We start from the raw sequence: 17326 nt of genomic DNA, 5'->3' as shown, positions 1-17326 counted from the left end.
ATATATTCCAAAACCGGGTGGAGACAAAATCGGACGTCGTCGTTTGGATACCCACTTTGAAGGGTTTATCAATTTAGGAGCAAAATTCCGCTATAATAAAGAAGACTATTTCTACGGAGTGGAAGCCGAAAAACTAAAAGGTACCTATATGCTTTTAGACGAAGCTTCTGTAACCGGAACCGCCAATATCGTAATGGCAGCTGTTTTGGCCGAAGGAAAAACTACCATTTATAACGCTGCGTGTGAGCCGTATTTACAGCAATTGTGTAAAATGCTAAACGCGATGGGCGCTAAAATCACCGGAGTAGGTTCCAACCTGTTGGAAATCGAAGGAGTGGAGCGTTTGGGCGGATGCGAACACCGAATTCTTCCGGACATGATCGAAATCGGTTCGTGGATTGGTTTGGCAGCGATGACACAAAGTGAAATCACCATTAAAGACGTAAGCTGGGATAACCTGGGCGTTATTCCAAATACGTTCCGCAAACTGGGAATCACCTTGGAACGAAAAGGAGACGATATCTATATTCCGGCTCATGTGGACGGATATGAAATCAAAACCGATATCGACGGATCGATCCTTACGATTGCCGATGCGCCTTGGCCGGGATTCACTCCCGATTTGCTAAGTATCGTTTTGGTTGTGGCAACACAGGCCAAAGGAGAAGTGCTGATTCACCAGAAGATGTTCGAAAGCCGTTTGTTCTTCGTCGATAAATTGATCGATATGGGCGCCAAAATCATCCTTTGCGATCCGCATAGAGCAACGATTATCGGACATAACTTTAAATCGCAATTAAAAGCAACTACGATGTCCTCACCGGATATCCGTGCCGGTATTTCATTACTAATCGCGGCATTATCAGCCAAAGGAAGTAGTATCATTCAGAATATCGAGCAAATCGATCGCGGATACGAAAAAATTGACGAAAGATTACGCGCTATCGGAGCCAACATCGTTCGCGTATAATATAATTAAAGCAGTATAGCAAAAGAGCTGAATCCAAATGGGATTTGGCTCTTTTTCTTTTGGAATATGGAAACGATTACTATAGTATTACTTTGTCTGGCTGCATTTGTAGCTGGTTTTGTGGATGCCATTGTAGGTGGCGGCGGATTGATACAAACTCCGGCAGCGTTGATCTTGTTGCCAAATTATGCGGTGTCGTCGGTGATTGGTTCGCTCAAAATACCGGCCTTTTGCGGAACGTCATCTGCAGCGTATCAATATATTAAAAAAGTAACCGTTAAATGGCGGTTATTACTCCTGATGGCTGTTTTGGCCTTTGTATCGGCTTTTGCCGGATCGCAGGTGCTTACAATGGTTAGTAACGATTTTATGAAACCGTTGCTGTTGGTGATTCTGATTGCGTTGGCGATTTATACCTTTCTTAAAAAAGACTTTGGTCAGCGTAAGGAAGAAGCGGAAATTAGTCCGCGGACAATCGTAATCCGCGGCGCGATTATTAGCTGTATTGTTGGGTTTTACGATGGATTTATCGGTCCCGGAACCGGAAGTTTTTTTGTAGTAGGTTTTATTTCCCTGTTGGGAATGGATTTTTTACAAGCCTCAACGAATGCCAAGCTGGTCAATCTGGCAACCAATTTCGGATCGATATGCCTGTTTTTGCTTAAAGGAAAAATTATCTGGATGATCGCTTTGCCAATGGCGGCCAGTAATGCTTTGGGCGGATGGGTTGGTGCCAAACTGGCTCTTAATAAAGGAAACGGTTTTATCCGGATCTTCTTTTTGGTAGTCGTTATCGGAACGCTGATCCGTTTTGCGTATGATATCTTTATAAAAAAATAAAACCTGTCGGATAAAATCGGACAGGTTTTACATAGCATTGTTATTCGATTATATTGAGAATCTTCAGACCAAAAACAACACCATCGGTTTGGAAACCATTCTGATAGGAGCGTACATAATCCACACGGAACATACGGAATTTACCCCATCCGATATTGTCGAAACCGGCAGTAAACTCCTGATATGGTTTGGCATTTGGTACATTAATCTGGTGAAATCCAACTACCAGATTCCACTGCAATTTGTTTAATAGCGGAATTTTATTCATAATATACCCTTTAAAATCGTGTTCGATATGCGTTTCTAAATACGCATCGTTTGTACTGTTGGAATAGTAGGGTAACAGGTTGAATACATTCAGATAGCGGTCGCTGGTTCCGATATGCGTCTGATTTCCGTTAAAATGTTTATAGTCGACAAACGAAATATTATCGGCATTAAAAAACTTACCGGCTTTAAAACGGATTCCCAAATCCCCTTTATTTCCCAATCGGGTGTTGTAATCGATAGCACCGGAAACAAGATCGTAATTGTAATTGTCGGAACTTCCGGCAAATGCTTTTTCATAGGCCAGCGATAGTGTCGGATATTTTTCGTTCGGAATGTTCACTTTTCGATCCGGTCTGGAGATATATTTCTGACCAAATCGGATTCGGGTGGCGATACCGGCTTTTACAAGATTGTGTTTTTCCAGTGCTGCGATCGTATTGTCTTCCGGGAGTAACGGATTGTTTGAGGTATACGGTTTGTCGCGTTTAAAAATAACGTAATCCGTATTGTTGAATAACGGTTTTCGGGCAGAATACTCCAATTTTCCATTTAATGTAATCCCATTAACAACCTCTTGTCCGTAAAAGATACTAATAAACTCTTTGTTATAGAATTTTGCAAAGTTGTTTTTAAAGAACAATGTAGTTACCGAATTCAGGATGTTGCTAATCGGCTGTGCGGCGTTAAACTGCTGGATACTACTTCCTCCGGAAATATTCAGAGACGCATTATTAATCGAATTAAAACGGTGGTAAATGTTACCCACAACGCGCAAACGGTTTTCGGCAAAACCATAATTCAGTTTACTGCTAATGGTGGTAGCGCTCCCTTTTTCGTCATCCCAGGTGCGGAATGAAAAACCGGAATTCAGATTCCATCCCTGTACAGTATTAAAATTAACGGAAGTCGGATCGATTACACCGTCGTAGCTAAAAATTTGTTTTTTAAACGAATTGCGATGCGTATAACCAAAAAGAATATCACTCAGGCTGAATTTATTCTTTTTTGCATCGATGGAATCCAGATAAACCCGAGAGGTTCTTAGCGTTTGAATACTGTCTTTTTTATGATAGTCGGTTACTTCCTCATCGGTTAGCGGAACCGGACGGAATGCATCCCAATAGGTATTGTCTTTTTTATTGGCTTCTTTCTGAATCGTAACGATTTCGTTTCGGAAGGTTTTCTTTTCAAAGCTATCGCGGAAAACATAATTGTTGAATACGTGCGTAAACTTACCGGTAAATTTAATCCCGAAAATCCCCGCTGTAAAATCCATTGTCTGAATATTTTTGGCCCAGATTCCGGTTCCGGTATTATAGGTGAAATTCTGAGTCAGTTTCATCGTTTCCATCACCGGTTCCTGCATACGATAACCTTTTATGTCCAGATCTACGGCATAAATGGCCCAGGTGTCTTCTACGATATAGATATAACCTTCAAAAACGGGCTCTTTGTCGCGTTTCGGTGTGATTTTAATTTTATTGATCAAATGATTATAGTTGTCGAAAAACGTGCTTTCCAACGTATACTTATAATAGTTAAACGCATTATTCGCGATGGGCGATACCATATTGATTCCGAAATTGACGTAATTCTCGTAAAAATCGTAATGCGTACCGCGAGCGGTGTTATAGCTAAAACCTTTGTCGTTTCCGCTCACTTTGGAGGCGATGATTTCCTCGCGAAGGTTATTCGGTTTTTCGAACGCGATTTTCGAAACGGTTTCCGATAAATAGATGATTCCGGTACCGGTTGAATCGATGGAGCCATTCATATCACCAATTTCCTGTCCTAATATTTTTTTCGGCATATCCTTGACACGGAAAATTCCACGGGAGTAGAAATCGGCTTCAAACTTATCCGATTTGGCCATATTCTTTTTCCGACTGGCAATAGCACTACGAATAATAGCATTAGCCGGATTTTCTTTATTGTTGATGACCACCTCATTCAGAATAAAATTTTCATCGGCAAGCGTAACGTCCTCTACTATATAAGGTAGGCGGTTCACGTTAACGGTTATTTTTTTGGTTTTAAAACCCAGACATTGGTAAATAAGGGTGTAGGTTCCCTGATCTTTTACGCTGATTTCGTAGAAACCGTTGTCGTTGGTTGAGGTACCATTATAGGTATTCTCAATCAATACGCTGGCATAAGGTAACGGCTGACCGGCACTGGTAACCACTTTTCCACGGATCTGAGCCATGGAAAGGAACGTACATAAAAGAGTGAGTAGTGTAATTGTTTTTTTCATCGGAATTGGGTATTAAGGCGTTTCATTATACTAATGACGCTTTAAAATCCAAAAAGGTTGCATGGGTTATAAAAAAGATTGCAACGCCAGATCATAACTCTGTAAACCGAAACCAATAATAACCCCTTTGGCATTCGGCGAAATATAGGATTGGTGGCGGAAAGGCTCTCTGGAAAAAGTATTGGAAATATGAACCTCGATCACCGGAGTAGTCACGGCTTTAATCGCATCGCCAATACCAATGGAAGTATGCGTATAGGCACCGGCATTCAGGATGATACCGTCAAAATCGAACCCTTTTTCCTGGATTTTGGAGATCAGCTCGCCTTCGATATTACTCTGATAATATTCCAGATGAATATTGGGAAAGCGGTTTTGCAGGATCTTAAAATAATCCTCAAAAGTTTGGGAACCGTATATTTCGGGTTCGCGTTTTCCTAAGAGGTTTAGATTCGGGCCGTTAATAATGATCAGTTTCATGAATGCTTTTTTTTGTAAAAATAACTAAAAATAGCATTTTATTACACCTGACTGATTTTTAAAACCTGTCAGTAATGCGAGTAACGAGATTAAAAAAGGGATTGTTCGAAAACAATCCCCTTACTAACTAACCTATGAGTGAGGTTAAAACATATAGCCTAAAGAAAATTGGATGGTCGAGTTTTTGACATCCGCATCTTTAGAGACTTCGGTAAGACCAAGGGCATAGCGACCCTGTATAAAAATACTATTGGTTATTTTATAACTCAAACCACCGGCAACGGCAAAATCAAAAGTTTTGGAATCATTTGAACTCACTTTATTGCGTTCGCTTACCAGGAAGGAAGCCTGTGGTCCTAATTCCAGACTAAGTTTGTTTGAAGTCAGATAGAATTTGGCCAGTACCGGAATAGAGATATAGCCCAATTCATTTTTAATCTGATCACCTAATCCTTCCAGTTTGGCACCCTGAGTAGAATACAAAAGCTCCGGTTGGATGGAAAGGTTTTCTAGTAATTTAATCTCCGAAACAATCCCGGCGTGATAACTGGTTATGGTTTTAAAGTCATAACCTTCGACATTACCACCGGTAAAATTGGCGAAATTCACTCCGGCTTTCACCCCAAATTGGATCATTTGGGCATAAAAAGGAGTACAAAATAAGGTGAATACTACTAAAAAAAACAGATTTTTTTTCATAAAAACAGATTTTAGGGATTTTTTAATATTCTTGTAAGATATTGTTGATCAAATATATAACGTTTTTTTGTGAAAAATAGTATTAAAATTATTTTTCTTTTGGACATATGTCGTGATCAACGAATAGTTTTTTTTATACATTTGCCTCGTTAATTTTAATAAACAAAACAATCATGAAAAAGATTATTTTAACAGTAGCAGCAGTATTCGCTTTCGGATTTGCTAACGCTCAGGAAGAAGCTAAAGGTGAAGGTTTCTCTAAAGGAGATGTATTCATTTCTGGATCAGTAGGTTTTGGTACTACTAAAACTGGTGATGCAAAAAACAATTCTTTTGATATTTCTCCAAGAGCTGCATATTTCGTAACTGAAAATATCGCAGTTGGAGTAAAACTTGGATACACTTCTGAGAAAGATGAGCCAAATGCTTTAACTGAAACTAAAACTGATAAATTTACAGTTGGTGCTTTCGGTAGATATTACTTCACTCCAGCTTCTAAATTTTCTATGTTTGGACAGTTAGGATTTGACTACAACAACAGTAAAGTAAAAACTACTGCAGCTGGTGTTTCTGCTGAAGGAAAAGTAAACGGATTTGACGTTGCTTTAGCTCCAGGTGTTAGCTACTTCGTATCTAAAAACTTCGCTTTAGAAGCTACTTTTGGTGAATTAGCATACAGAACTTCTAAGCCAGACGCTGACGGTGCTGAGTCTACAAACAACTTCGGTTTAAATGTAAATATGGCTAGCATTAAATTAGGTTTAGTTTACAAATTCTAATCTAAGTTTAGATTTTATAAAAGAAAGCCTCCCAATGGGAGGCTTTTTTTATATCTAAAAAGTGATAAAAATTTAAATCCTACTTTATTATAAAGTAGGATTTTTTTTAGTTTTGTATTATTATTTTTAACAATAAAAATACTATTAATTATGAATCTAAAAGTAACACTGTTTTCATTACTGGTCGCAAATGTGATTAGCGCACAAAGTGTATGTCCGCCAAATGGGATTAGTACGAACCCGGCAAACCCGGTAAATCCGCTTCAAACGAATTACCGGAATTTTTTTGACTGGACTACTACAAATGCGGTATATCCGATCAATTCACAATGTAATCCAAATTCGTACACACCCAATCCGTTTGAGTCAAATCAGCTGGAATTATTACCGCTTTCCCTTGATAAGGATATGAAACCGGAAAACGGTTGGGAGATGGTAGCCTATAATATGGGGTATGATAATAATAATAATCCGTTACTAGCTCGACCGGAACATACCTACATTATGATGTATAATAAGTATACCGGAATAGTGCGTATTCTGGTAAAATGGTGTCGTAATGTAAATTATAACGGAGCGATGCTAACCTTGAAGTTTGCACCGGGATTCCAGACCAATGTGTTGGATATGGCTAATAATGAAAAAGCGCTGGATACACCACACGTTCAAAATCCATCGATGAGTACGGCCTTAAAATTTTATAACGATAATAATTCCTGGGCGTATGCCGAGTTTAAAATGAACTATGATCCCTGTACCTGTAGCTTTACGGAATCGTCACGATTATTGCTGTATTCTGAATTGATCAGCAATTCATCGGTAGAGTTAACCGGAAAGATAACGGGAACGATTACTACGATTTCAAACGGACAGGGGTCGGCTTCATCGGATGGAAACTTTTGGAAAACGGCAACTAACATCAGTAATAAGATGATGAAAGTTCACAGCGGTACCCAAAAATTTGTAGATAATTATGAGAAGATATATAAAAACCTCGCAGATAATGGTTTAACCATTAATGCAATCAAGTCACTTGGAGATGCGATGAAAGGGAATCAATTCCTGAAAGCAGGTTTAAAAGCACTGCCGTATGTAGGTGAGGCGGTTAAATTTTTGGGCGGATTGTTTGGTGGTGGTTCAAGTGGAAATGGTCCGATACAATTAGCACCTCTAAGCGTGAATCTGGATGTTAAAATAGAGGGGACTATTGCAACTCAGGATCCGATGCACAATCAGACAATCGGACTTCCGGGATCACAAAAGCAGAATGCGCTAACAGGAATTACTGGAGGGCAACCGTTATATAACGAAACAATGGGTGTTTTTTCATTGATCAACGCTCCAGTGATGTATTATACCGAAACGACAGAAGCCAAAGAGTTTATCAATAGAGAAGTGATCAGCAGTTTTGGAACGGCTGAATATTGGTTTGTAAAGAACAAGTATAACTTTATTAAAAGGAATTATAAATTATCCGGAGATGTGCTAAAATATGCAATCAATCCGGCTAGTGGGTTGGTGTTGCAAGATGCAGAAGTAATGTTGGTTACAGAATATGTAAAACCTTCTGTCGTGTATTCAAGATTATATCCGAGTCCAAAGGTGGTTGGTGTGGATGTGGATATGAGTAATGGATTGGATATCGCCGGAACGACAAAAGGACCATCTGTCGACGAGGAGACTGCTCTTTTTCAGAATAGTTATAACTCTATTGGAATCAAGAACTATAAAAATGATTATGCCTTTAGTTATTTGTATAATGTAACACAAACTGAGGGAGGAGTAAAAAAACGATTAAAGTATAATCCGATGGCTACTATACCGGATTCAAAGTTTACATGCTACAGTGGTTCTATTGGAGTTTGTCCTTGGGATTATGGAGCCAGCAGACCGTTTAGCTACCAACAAACAGATCCCGTGCCTAATCATACAATGTATTTAACGCCATTTCACTTTAGATCGAATCTTAGTTTGCTAGTAAATCCTAATTCAGTGACGCCTAGACCTGAGTTTTTGGAGCCAAAAGTCAAAGGATTTAAACTTAAATTTATTTTAAACCTAAAACGTACGGATAATCCGGATGCGCAAAACGTATTATACGTCGTAACGTATCCGATTGAGTTAAAAGCAGCTCCGGCAGGATATAACATGACAGGTTCGAATTATATTACCGATGCGCAGGCTTATGCCGCTCAGGGTGGATTTAATCCGGCAGTGCCAACAAATAAAGTTGTACCGGTTACGCAGGCAGAATTAACAACGATTTGTGCGGCTACAGCCTATAAAAACAACAGAATGTCGACCAGTGGTAAAATGGCTCGTGAGGCATTAGGTCTGGAAATGGCTAAAGAAAATAATATGGATGTAAAACCATTATTGTATCCGGTTCCGGTTAAAGAGCGATTGAATATCGAGTCGAATGATAACGAATTGCTTTCAATTGTCGATTTTTACGGAAAAACGGTATATACTTTTGAATCCAATACCAATCAGGATAAAGGACAAACGCTTTCAGTAGATGTGTCCCGATTTGCTACAGGGGTCTATATGATGACCTATAGAAATCCATCCGGAGAATTAAAAAGTATCAAGTTTACAATCGAATAATAACAAAAAACGCCTCTCATTTGAGAGGCGTTTTTTATATTTTAGAATTTAAATCCAAGTCCGACCTGGAAGACTTTGTTTTTCGCATCGGTATCTTTTACGACCTCATTTAAACTATAGGTATAACGACCGGTTAAAAACAAACCGTTATCAAAGTTAAAGGAAGCACCGATCGCCAAAGCAGTGTCGAATTTGTTTACTTCATTGGTTTCGATGGAATTGTCGTTAGTATCATGACTTTCGTTTAGTTTGAATCCAAATTGCGGACCAGCTTCCACGCTAAGTTGCTTGATGATGTACAATTTGGCTAAAACCGGAATATTCAGGTAATCGATTTTGTGTTTTGTGGTATAGGACGTTCCGAGTAAATTGTAATTACTCTCAAATCCCTGTTGGGAATATAAAACCTCCGGCTGAATGGAGAATACGTTGGAAACGATTGGAACTTCACCGACTACACCAATATGGAAACCGGTGCGATTGTCCGGGCCATCTTCGAATTTACCTTGAGTTACAGTGGAAAAGTTCATCCCACCTTTAATACCAAAACTTGCTTTTTCCTGTGCATTAGCAGTAGTGATTGCGGCTAAAAATAACAGGCTGGCTGATAAAAATTTTGTAAATTTCATAGTGTTGAATTTTAAGTTTTTTAACTTTATCCAGAAATCATGCCAAAAATTACTTACAGATTGTTTTTGATGCAAACACTACTTGTGAATGACTAACTGGGAATCGTATATAAAAGAGTATAAATCGTATCTGAAACTCGAAAGGGGATTGTCGGAAAATACGATTGCCAATTATGCTTTCGATGTCGAAAAACTCGTGTCACACCTCGAAAATACTCAGCAGGAGGTATCGCCCTTAAAAATTGACGAACAGGCTTTACAGGGCTTTATTTATGCAATTTCGGGCGTGGTCAATGCGCGGTCGCAAACCCGGATTATTTCGGGACTAAAAAGTTTTTTTAATTTTTTGATTTTTGAAGGTTATCGGGAAACGACACCGCTGGAGCTGATTGAAATACCCAAAGTGGGGCGAAAATTACCCGATACCTTATCAACGGAAGAAATTGATAAACTTATCGGAGCGATCGATTTGTCTAAAAATGAAGGCGAGCGTAACAGGGCGATGCTGGAAACGCTTTATAGTTGCGGACTTCGGGTTTCGGAATTGGTGACGTTAAAGTTGTCGGATTTGTTTTTTGAAGAAGGTTTTATCAAAGTAACCGGAAAAGGAAATAAGCAACGTTTTGTGCCGATTGGTACGGCGACTCAAAAATATATTGTACTGTATAAAAACAGTATTCGGAATCATCAGACGATCAAAAAAGGATTTGAAGACACCTTGTTTTTAAATCGTAGGGGAAGTGGATTGACCCGGGCGATGGTTTTTACGATTATCAAAGACCTGGCGGTTAAAATTAACCTGCAGAAGACGATTAGTCCGCATACGTTCCGGCATTCTTTTGCGACACATTTACTGGAAAACGGCGCCGACTTACGTGCCATTCAGATGATGCTTGGACATGAATCGATAACCACTACCGAAGTCTATATGCATCTGGATCGGAAACACCTTTCAAAAGTTTTAAACGCCTACCATCCGCGGAATAACTAGATGATCAAATAAAAAAAGCATTTCCATTGGAAATGCTTTTGTCTTTTTATGCAGGTGAATTTATTTGGCAATATTAACCGCTCTGGTTTCACGGATTACGGTAATTTTTACCTGACCCGGATACGTCATTTCGGTTTGGATCTTCTGTGAAATATCAAACGATAGCGTTGAAGCCATTTCGTCGCTCACTTTTTCACTTTCTACGATTACACGTAGTTCACGTCCGGCCTGGATCGCATAAGCGTTTTTAACACCGTTAAATCCGTAGGCGATTTCTTCAAGATCTTTCAGACGTTGGATGTAGGAATCCAATACCTGACGTCGTGCGCCTGGTCGTGCTCCCGAAATAGCATCACAAACCTGAATAATCGGTGCGATAAGCGATTTCATTTCAATCTCGTCGTGGTGTGCTCCAATAGCGTTGCAAACCTCTTCTTTTTCACCGTATTTTTCCGCCCACTGCATACCTAAAATAGCGTGTGGTAGTTCGCTTTCGGTTTCCGGTACTTTTCCGATATCGTGTAATAAACCGGCTCTTTTGGCTAGTTTTACGTTTAATCCTAATTCGGCAGCCATAACACCACAAAGTTTGGCAACTTCTCTCGAGTGTTGTAACAGGTTTTGTCCGTAAGACGAACGGTATTTCATACGTCCAACGATTTTGATAAGCTCCGGATGTAAACCGTGGATACCTAAATCGATTACGGTACGTTTACCTACTTCGATAATCTCGTCATCAATTTGTTTCGCTGTTTTAGCAACTACCTCTTCGATACGTGCCGGGTGAATACGACCGTCGGTTACTAACTTGTGTAAAGCAAGACGGGCAATTTCACGGCGAACCGGGTCAAAACAGGAAAGGATAATGGCTTCCGGTGTATCGTCTACGATGATTTCCACTCCGGTAGCGGCTTCTAAGGCACGGATATTACGACCTTCACGTCCGATAATACGTCCTTTAACATCGTCGGATTCGATATTGAATACCGAAACACAGTTTTCAACAGCTTCTTCCGTACCAATACGCTGAATCGTGTTGATGATGATCTTTTTTGCTTCCTGATGTGCGGTTAATTTCGCTTCTTCAATTGTTTCCTGAATATGCGACATCGCACTTGATTTTGCATCCGAACGCAGGCTTTCTACCAATTGATTTTTAGCTTCCTCTGCAGAAAGACCGGAAATGACTTCCAGTTGTTCTACCTGACTTTTATGAAGCTTTTCGATTTCAGCTTGCTTTTTATCAAGAACGTCAATACGGTTGTTGTAATCGGTAACTTTGTTTTCCAGTTCGTCGTTGCTTTTTTTGGCTTTAGCCAGCTCGTTCGATACCTGTGATTCTTTGTCGCGGGTTCTTTTCTCTGCTTCGGCAATTTTTTTGTCGCGACCTAAAATTACCTGTTCGTGTTCTGCTTTTAATTCAATGAATTTTTCCTTCGCCTGAAGAATCTTATCCTTTTTGATCGCTTCTCCTTCCGTTTTAGCGTCTTTTATCAGGGAAGCTGCTTCACTTTTTGCATTTTTAATCAATGTGGAAGCATTGATTTTTTCTAAATACTTAGCAATTCCAAAACCGATTCCTGTTCCTGCAATACAGCAAATAATTATTATAAGTGTTGTGCTCATGGTGTGTTTGAAAGTTATATATAAAAAAAAGCCTACATTAGGGTTATTGCATAAACTCGTAAAGACAAGTTTTGAGCTAACTCGTTGTTCAAGGATCTGTTCAGGACAGCTTGCTTTAGAAACGATGATTCGCTCATTTTAATTTGTTAGTGTTGAGTTTATCAAATAGGTACTAATGTAGGCAGTATCTTAATCTATTTAAAGAACGTGTTTATTTTGATAGAATCGAATTCAGATGGTCGTCCATTTTTTTTAAGCGATCAAAAGCATCTTGAAAATCAGTGGATTTGTCAATTTGTTTTTGTTCCAATTGCGAGGCAAACTGTAAGGCACACATGGCTAAAACATCCTGTTTGTCGCGCACGGCATAGTTTTCCTCGAATTGTTTAATCATTGTATCAATCTTTTTGGAGGCACTTCGGAGTCCTTCTTCCTGTGTATAATCCACAGTTAGCGGGTAAACCCTGTCGGCGATAGATATCTTTATTTTGAGCTTGTCATCCATAAACTTTCTATTCCGATAGTTGTGCTATACAATAATCAATTTCGCGTATTAATGAATTTATTTTGAGTTTCGTTTCTCTCTTGTTTTCTTCACTGCCTAATAATGAATTCGCCATTTTCAGGTTTTCATACTGCGCCTGTAGGGCGGTAATTTCCTCTTTCTGACGGTGTATCGCTGCTGTTGATCTCGATAATTCATTTCGCAATTCCTGATTCTGTTTTTCAAGGCCATCCATTTTTAGGAGGAGCTTGGAAAACTTATGTTCAAGAGAATCAATGATTTCCGATAATCCATTCATTGCAGACTGATTTCATTATATGATTTTACAAAGTTAGCATTCCTAATGAGAAATACCAATAGTTTTACTAAAAAAAAGGAAAATCTTTGGCTGTGTTTGGTAATAATTTGTCTTATAGTTAGTTAAGTTTTTGCAGTATTTTTAGTTTGTTTTATATTTGTTTTTTATATTAGCCTAAATTCGTTTTATGAGACTGTTGTTGTTTTTCTGCTTCTCTTTTTTGTGTTGTTTTTCGCAAAATCAATATCCAAAGGATTATTTCCGATCACCACTTGACATTCCGTTACAATCGTCCGGAACTTTTGGGGAATTGCGTGGCAATCATTTTCATTCGGGACTGGATTATAAAACACAACAGCGTACCGGTTTGCCGGTTTTTGCCGTAGCCGATGGCTATGTTTCCCGAATAAAAGTTTCTACGTTTGGTTATGGACATGCATTATACATCACACATCCCAATGGTGTGACTACGGTATATGGCCATTTAAAGGCATATTCCGGTAAAATCGGGGAGTATGTGCGTAAAAAGCAATATGCTCAGAAAAAATTTGAAGTCGAATTGTTTCCGTTGGCTTCGGAATTGCCGGTTACCAAAAGCGAATTAATTGCATTATCCGGAAATACTGGTGGATCGGGTGGTCCGCACCTTCATTTTGAATATCGGGATACCAAAACGGAAAAAACACTCAATCCGTTATTGTTTGGTATGGATAAGGAAACCACCGATACCAAAGCGCCGTCCATAAATGGAATCGCCGTCTATCCGATTAGTGATGATGCCGTGGTAAACCAATCGCAAAATCCGGTATTGGTCGCTTTGTCGCTTCAAAAAGACGGTTCCTATATGGGAAGTAAAGTGATGGCAAAAGGTGCTATTGGCTTTTCGCTTGATGCGTATGATACGTCCGATAATAACTATAGCAAAAACGGAATTTATAAAGTGGAAACCTTTTTAAACGGTACCAAACTCTATGGCTATCAGTTTGATGCTTTTTCGTTTGACGAATCCCGTTACATCAATAATTTTATCGATTTCGAACGCTATAAAAAAACAAAACTCCGCTATCAAAAGCTGTTTTACAAAAAGAGCTATCCGTTTTCGATTATCAGTAGTAACGCCAAAAACGGACAAATTGCAGTCAAAGAAAAAGATACATTTTCCTACCGTATCGAAGTGTCCGATTTCCATAATAACAAAACCATCATTAATATTCCGGTAGTCTATTCGGATCAGCCGGTAAAATTCCAGCGTAAAGAAGTTACCACGCCGTATTTTATCAAAGCGAGCAACGATCATAATTTTACAAAAGACAATATTTCGGTGTTTGTACCGGCGAATGCTTTCTACGAAGATTTTTACCTACGTTTTGATGTGAAAAACAACGTGCTGGATTTGCATGACGATACCGTTCCGGCACACAACAATATTACGATCACTTTCGATGTTAAAGGAATACCGAACCTGGATTATAAAAGAAGCTTTATCGGTCGGATGGATGGTAGCAAACCGGAATATTTTACGACAACCAAAAAAGGAGATTTGTTTTCAATCCGCACCAAAGATCTGGGTAAATTTATGCTAATGCAGGATAGTGTCGGACCGAGAATATACAAACCGAATTTTGCCACCGGTAGTACGATTGATAAATTGGATACGATTAGCGTACATATTCAGGATGATTTATCCGGGATTAAAGAATACAACGGTTACCTGAATGGGAAGTGGATTTTAATGAAATACGACTATAAAACCAAATTACTGGTACATGATCTGAACGATATGATTTATGACGACGGAAGGAATGATTTGAAAATTATTGTGTCTGATAATATAGGAAATTCCACTACCTTTGAAACGCACTTTTTTAAAACCTTAAAACCAACCTCTCTTGAAAAGAATAATTGATTTTATTGCGATTTGTATTTTATTTATTGGTTTTGGCACGTATGCACAAACGGCTCGGGTAAAAGGAATCCTTTTGGACGAGTCCAATAAACCAATAGCAAAAGCATCTGTTAAAACCAATACCGCTTCCGTTATATCGAATGAAAACGGTTTTTTTCAAATCACAGTACCGGCCAATCAAAAGATAACGATCGAGATCACACATGTTAGCTACAAAAAAGTAGCAACGGTTCTTTCGTTAAAACCCAATGAAGATTATGAACTAAACGTGGTGTTAAACCAGCGTGCGGAACAATTGGGCGAAGTGGTGGTGTCGAAAGGAGGGCGAAAAAGAGTAGAAGGAATTATAACCATCGCACCGGAAGTCATCCGGACGATTCCCGGAGCCAATGCCGGAGTAGAAAATATATTAAAAACGCTTCCGGGTGTTTATTCCAACAACGAATTGAGTACGCAATATGCCGTTCGGGGTGGAAATTACGACGAAAACCTGGTGTATGTCAACGAAATCGAAGTATACCGACCGTTTTTGATTCGTTCCGGTCAGCAGGAAGGATTGAGTTTTACCAATACGGAAATGGTTCAGAATGTTGATTTTTCTGCCGGAGGATTTCAGGCCAAATACGGCGATAAATTATCATCGGTATTGGATATCACCTACCGACGTCCAACCAAATTCCAGGCGGCTTTCGATGCCAGTTTATTAGGCGGAAGTGCTACCGTGGATCTGGTTTCCAAAAATCAGAAATGGAGTAATATTACCGGTGTGCGTTACCGCGACAACAGTCTTCTGGTAAAAAGCCAGGAAACCGAAACCAACTTCCGACCAACATTTGTTGACGTACAAACATTGATCAATTTTGACGCATCCACCAAATGGCAATGGAGCTTTTTGGGGAACATCTCGCAAAACCGCTATAACTACCAACCGATATCCCGTCAGACGAATTTCGGAACCATAGATAATCCGATCGCCTTACAGGTGTTCTACAACGGACAGGAAAAAGACCGTTATCTGACGTTATTTGGTGCATTGAAATCGGTGTATCAGGTCAGTGACGATTTTAAACTGAAATTTATCGGATCGGCCTATCATACGCAGGAACAGGAACATTTCGACATTCAGGCGCAATATGCTTTGGGTGAAGTGGATAGTAATATCGGATCCGAGACTTTTGGAGATGTTGTCTATTCCCGTGGCGTAGGATCGCAATTAAGCCATGCCCGAAACAACCTGGATGCACTTATTTTTAACGGAGAAGTAAAAGGATTTCATTCGTCCAAAACCAGCGAACATCAGGTGGAATGGGGATTGAAATTTACAAAAGAAGATATTCGCGACCGTATTGTAGAATGGGAAGCGATCGACTCGGCTGGTTTTTCATTACCGGCACCGATTTTGGGTATTCCACATGATCAACCTTATACGCCGTATACCGGGCCATTAGCACCCTATCAGAATGTACGGGCGACCAATTTTGTACAAATCAACCGTTTTTCGGGTTATGCCCAATGGAATTACCGTGGGGAAATCGGAACCGCCGAATATTGGGTAAATGCCGGAGTTCGGGCGCATCAATGGCAGGTGAGTGGCGATAATATTACGACCGGCGACAGTCAGTTTGTGATTAGCCCAAGAGCGCAGTTTGCTATAAAACCGGCCTGGGCAATGGACATGTTGTTCCGTTTGTCGGGAGGAGTCTACCATCAACCGCCATTCTATCGCGAGTTACGTGACGCCGATGGTGTGGTGCAACCTAATGTAAAAGCGCAACAATCCGTTCATATTGTATTGGGGAACGACTATAGTTTTAAAATGTGGGGAAGGCCGTTTAAGCTGATATCCGAAGCCTATTATAAAAATCTGTCGGATGTGAATACCTATACAATCGACAATGTACGCATTCGCTATAGCGCCAATAACGATGCTACGGCCTATGTATATGGAGCCGATTTCCGTTTAAACGGAGAATTTGTTCCGGGTACCGAATCCTGGTTTAGTTTTGGTTATCTGAAAACAGAAGAGAATCAGGACGGACGTGGTTATATTGCCCGACCAACCGATCAGCGTTTAAAATTCGGATTGATGTTTCAGGATTATATGCCTAACATTCCGAACCTGAAAATGTACCTGAATGTAGTGTATAATACCGGACTACCGGGCGGTTCGCCTTCGTATGCCGATCCGTATGACTACCAGTTGCGACTAAAAGACTACCGCAGAGCCGATGCCGGTTTCTCCTATGTTTTTAAAGATACCACGATTAAATCGACTAAAAACTGGTTAAAGCCGTTTCAGGAAGTGGCTTTGGGATTTGAAATTTTTAACCTTTTCAACAACCAGAATGCTATTACCAATACCTGGGTGCGCGATGTTTATACGAAGAGCCAATACGGAATTCCGAATTATATGACAACCCGTACGTTTAATTTAAAATTGAATGTAAGATTGTAGTTCCAGTGTAAAAGTTA

14 protein-coding genes and 1 other RNA gene are annotated in these 17326 nt (G+C 39.7%); 7 read left to right on the top strand and 8 right to left on the bottom strand.

Annotated features, from left to right (window positions below; translation table 11 throughout):
* Both Q1R07_RS09715 and Q1R07_RS09710 read left to right on the top strand, forming a co-directional pair.
* On the top strand, positions 1–970 hold a 970-nt coding region (locus Q1R07_RS09715), incomplete at its 5' end, for a UDP-N-acetylglucosamine 1-carboxyvinyltransferase (RefSeq protein ID WP_300489233.1).
* Positions 971–1036: 66 nt separating this feature from the next.
* Complete coding sequence (locus tag Q1R07_RS09710; protein ID WP_300489231.1) at positions 1037–1810, top strand: TSUP family transporter; 774 nt, start codon at positions 1037–1039, stop codon at positions 1808–1810.
* A 40-nt stretch (positions 1811–1850) separates the two neighbouring features.
* On the opposite strand, the gene Q1R07_RS09705 is transcribed toward Q1R07_RS09710, so the two are convergent.
* From Q1R07_RS09705 to Q1R07_RS09695, 3 genes are all read right to left on the bottom strand, one after another.
* Positions 1851–4334 (bottom strand): DUF5686 and carboxypeptidase regulatory-like domain-containing protein, encoded by a 2484-nt coding sequence (locus Q1R07_RS09705; protein WP_300489229.1) that lies wholly within the window; start codon positions 4332–4334, stop codon positions 1851–1853.
* Positions 4335–4400: 66 nt separating this feature from the next.
* Positions 4401–4814, bottom strand: coding sequence for a type II 3-dehydroquinate dehydratase (gene aroQ / locus Q1R07_RS09700; protein WP_300489227.1), 414 nt, complete (start codon positions 4812–4814; stop codon positions 4401–4403).
* Between the two features lie 144 nt (positions 4815–4958).
* Positions 4959–5513 carry a porin family protein gene (locus Q1R07_RS09695; RefSeq protein ID WP_300489225.1) on the bottom strand — a complete coding sequence of 185 codons (555 nt, stop codon included), beginning with the start codon at positions 5511–5513 and terminating at the stop codon, positions 4959–4961.
* Between the two features lie 173 nt (positions 5514–5686).
* Between Q1R07_RS09695 and Q1R07_RS09690 the strand changes: the two genes are divergently transcribed.
* Together Q1R07_RS09690 and Q1R07_RS09685 are read left to right on the top strand one after the other, a co-directional pair.
* Entirely contained in the window at positions 5687–6292 is a 606-nt protein-coding gene (locus Q1R07_RS09690) for an outer membrane beta-barrel protein (protein ID WP_300489223.1), read from the top strand.
* A gap of 150 nt (positions 6293–6442) precedes the next feature.
* The gene (locus Q1R07_RS09685) at positions 6443–8899 is read left to right on the top strand and encodes a T9SS type A sorting domain-containing protein (protein ID WP_300489221.1); all 2457 of its coding nucleotides are present in this window, start codon (positions 6443–6445) and stop codon (positions 8897–8899) included.
* Between the two features lie 41 nt (positions 8900–8940).
* Here the strand turns inward: Q1R07_RS09685 and Q1R07_RS09680 are convergent, their stop codons facing one another.
* Positions 8941–9528 carry a porin family protein gene (locus Q1R07_RS09680; RefSeq protein WP_300489218.1) on the bottom strand — a complete coding sequence of 196 codons (588 nt, stop codon included), beginning with the start codon at positions 9526–9528 and terminating at the stop codon, positions 8941–8943.
* An 88-nt stretch (positions 9529–9616) separates the two neighbouring features.
* Between Q1R07_RS09680 and xerD the strand changes: the two genes are divergently transcribed.
* Complete coding sequence (xerD, locus tag Q1R07_RS09675; RefSeq protein WP_300489215.1) at positions 9617–10519, top strand: site-specific tyrosine recombinase XerD; 903 nt, start codon at positions 9617–9619, stop codon at positions 10517–10519.
* 60 nt (positions 10520–10579) lie between these two features.
* Here xerD and rny read toward each other — a convergent pair whose 3' ends face one another.
* The 4 genes from rny to Q1R07_RS09655 all read right to left on the bottom strand — a co-directional run bounded on the left by rny (position 10580) and on the right by Q1R07_RS09655 (position 12948).
* Positions 10580–12145, bottom strand: a complete 1566-nt coding sequence (rny, locus tag Q1R07_RS09670) for a ribonuclease Y (protein ID WP_300489213.1) — start codon at positions 12143–12145, stop codon at positions 10580–10582.
* Positions 12146–12197: 52 nt separating this feature from the next.
* Positions 12198–12303, bottom strand: a non-coding RNA gene (gene ssrS / locus Q1R07_RS09665) — 6S RNA.
* 53 nt (positions 12304–12356) lie between these two features.
* Positions 12357–12650, bottom strand: a complete 294-nt coding sequence (locus Q1R07_RS09660; RefSeq protein ID WP_136402375.1) for a cell division protein ZapA — start codon at positions 12648–12650, stop codon at positions 12357–12359.
* 7 nt (positions 12651–12657) lie between these two features.
* Positions 12658–12948 (bottom strand): hypothetical protein, encoded by a 291-nt coding sequence (locus Q1R07_RS09655; protein ID WP_300489209.1) that lies wholly within the window; start codon positions 12946–12948, stop codon positions 12658–12660.
* Between the two features lie 187 nt (positions 12949–13135).
* Between Q1R07_RS09655 and Q1R07_RS09650 the strand changes: the two genes are divergently transcribed.
* A complete protein-coding gene (locus Q1R07_RS09650) occupies positions 13136–14854 on the top strand; it encodes a M23 family metallopeptidase (RefSeq protein WP_300489207.1) in 1719 nt (572 codons plus the stop codon).
* Positions 14838–17309 carry a TonB-dependent receptor gene (locus Q1R07_RS09645; RefSeq protein WP_300489203.1) on the top strand — a complete coding sequence of 824 codons (2472 nt, stop codon included), beginning with the start codon at positions 14838–14840 and terminating at the stop codon, positions 17307–17309. The genes Q1R07_RS09650 and Q1R07_RS09645 overlap by 17 nt, the downstream gene beginning before the upstream one ends.
* The last annotated feature ends 17 nt before the right edge of the window (positions 17310–17326 follow it).

The sequence above is a fragment of the Flavobacterium sp. genome (assembly GCF_030146175.1).
Lineage (GTDB): Bacteria > Bacteroidota > Bacteroidia > Flavobacteriales > Flavobacteriaceae > Flavobacterium.
The sequence above is the reverse complement of the archived record's forward strand: the minus strand, read 5'-3'. Positions and strand labels throughout refer to the sequence as shown.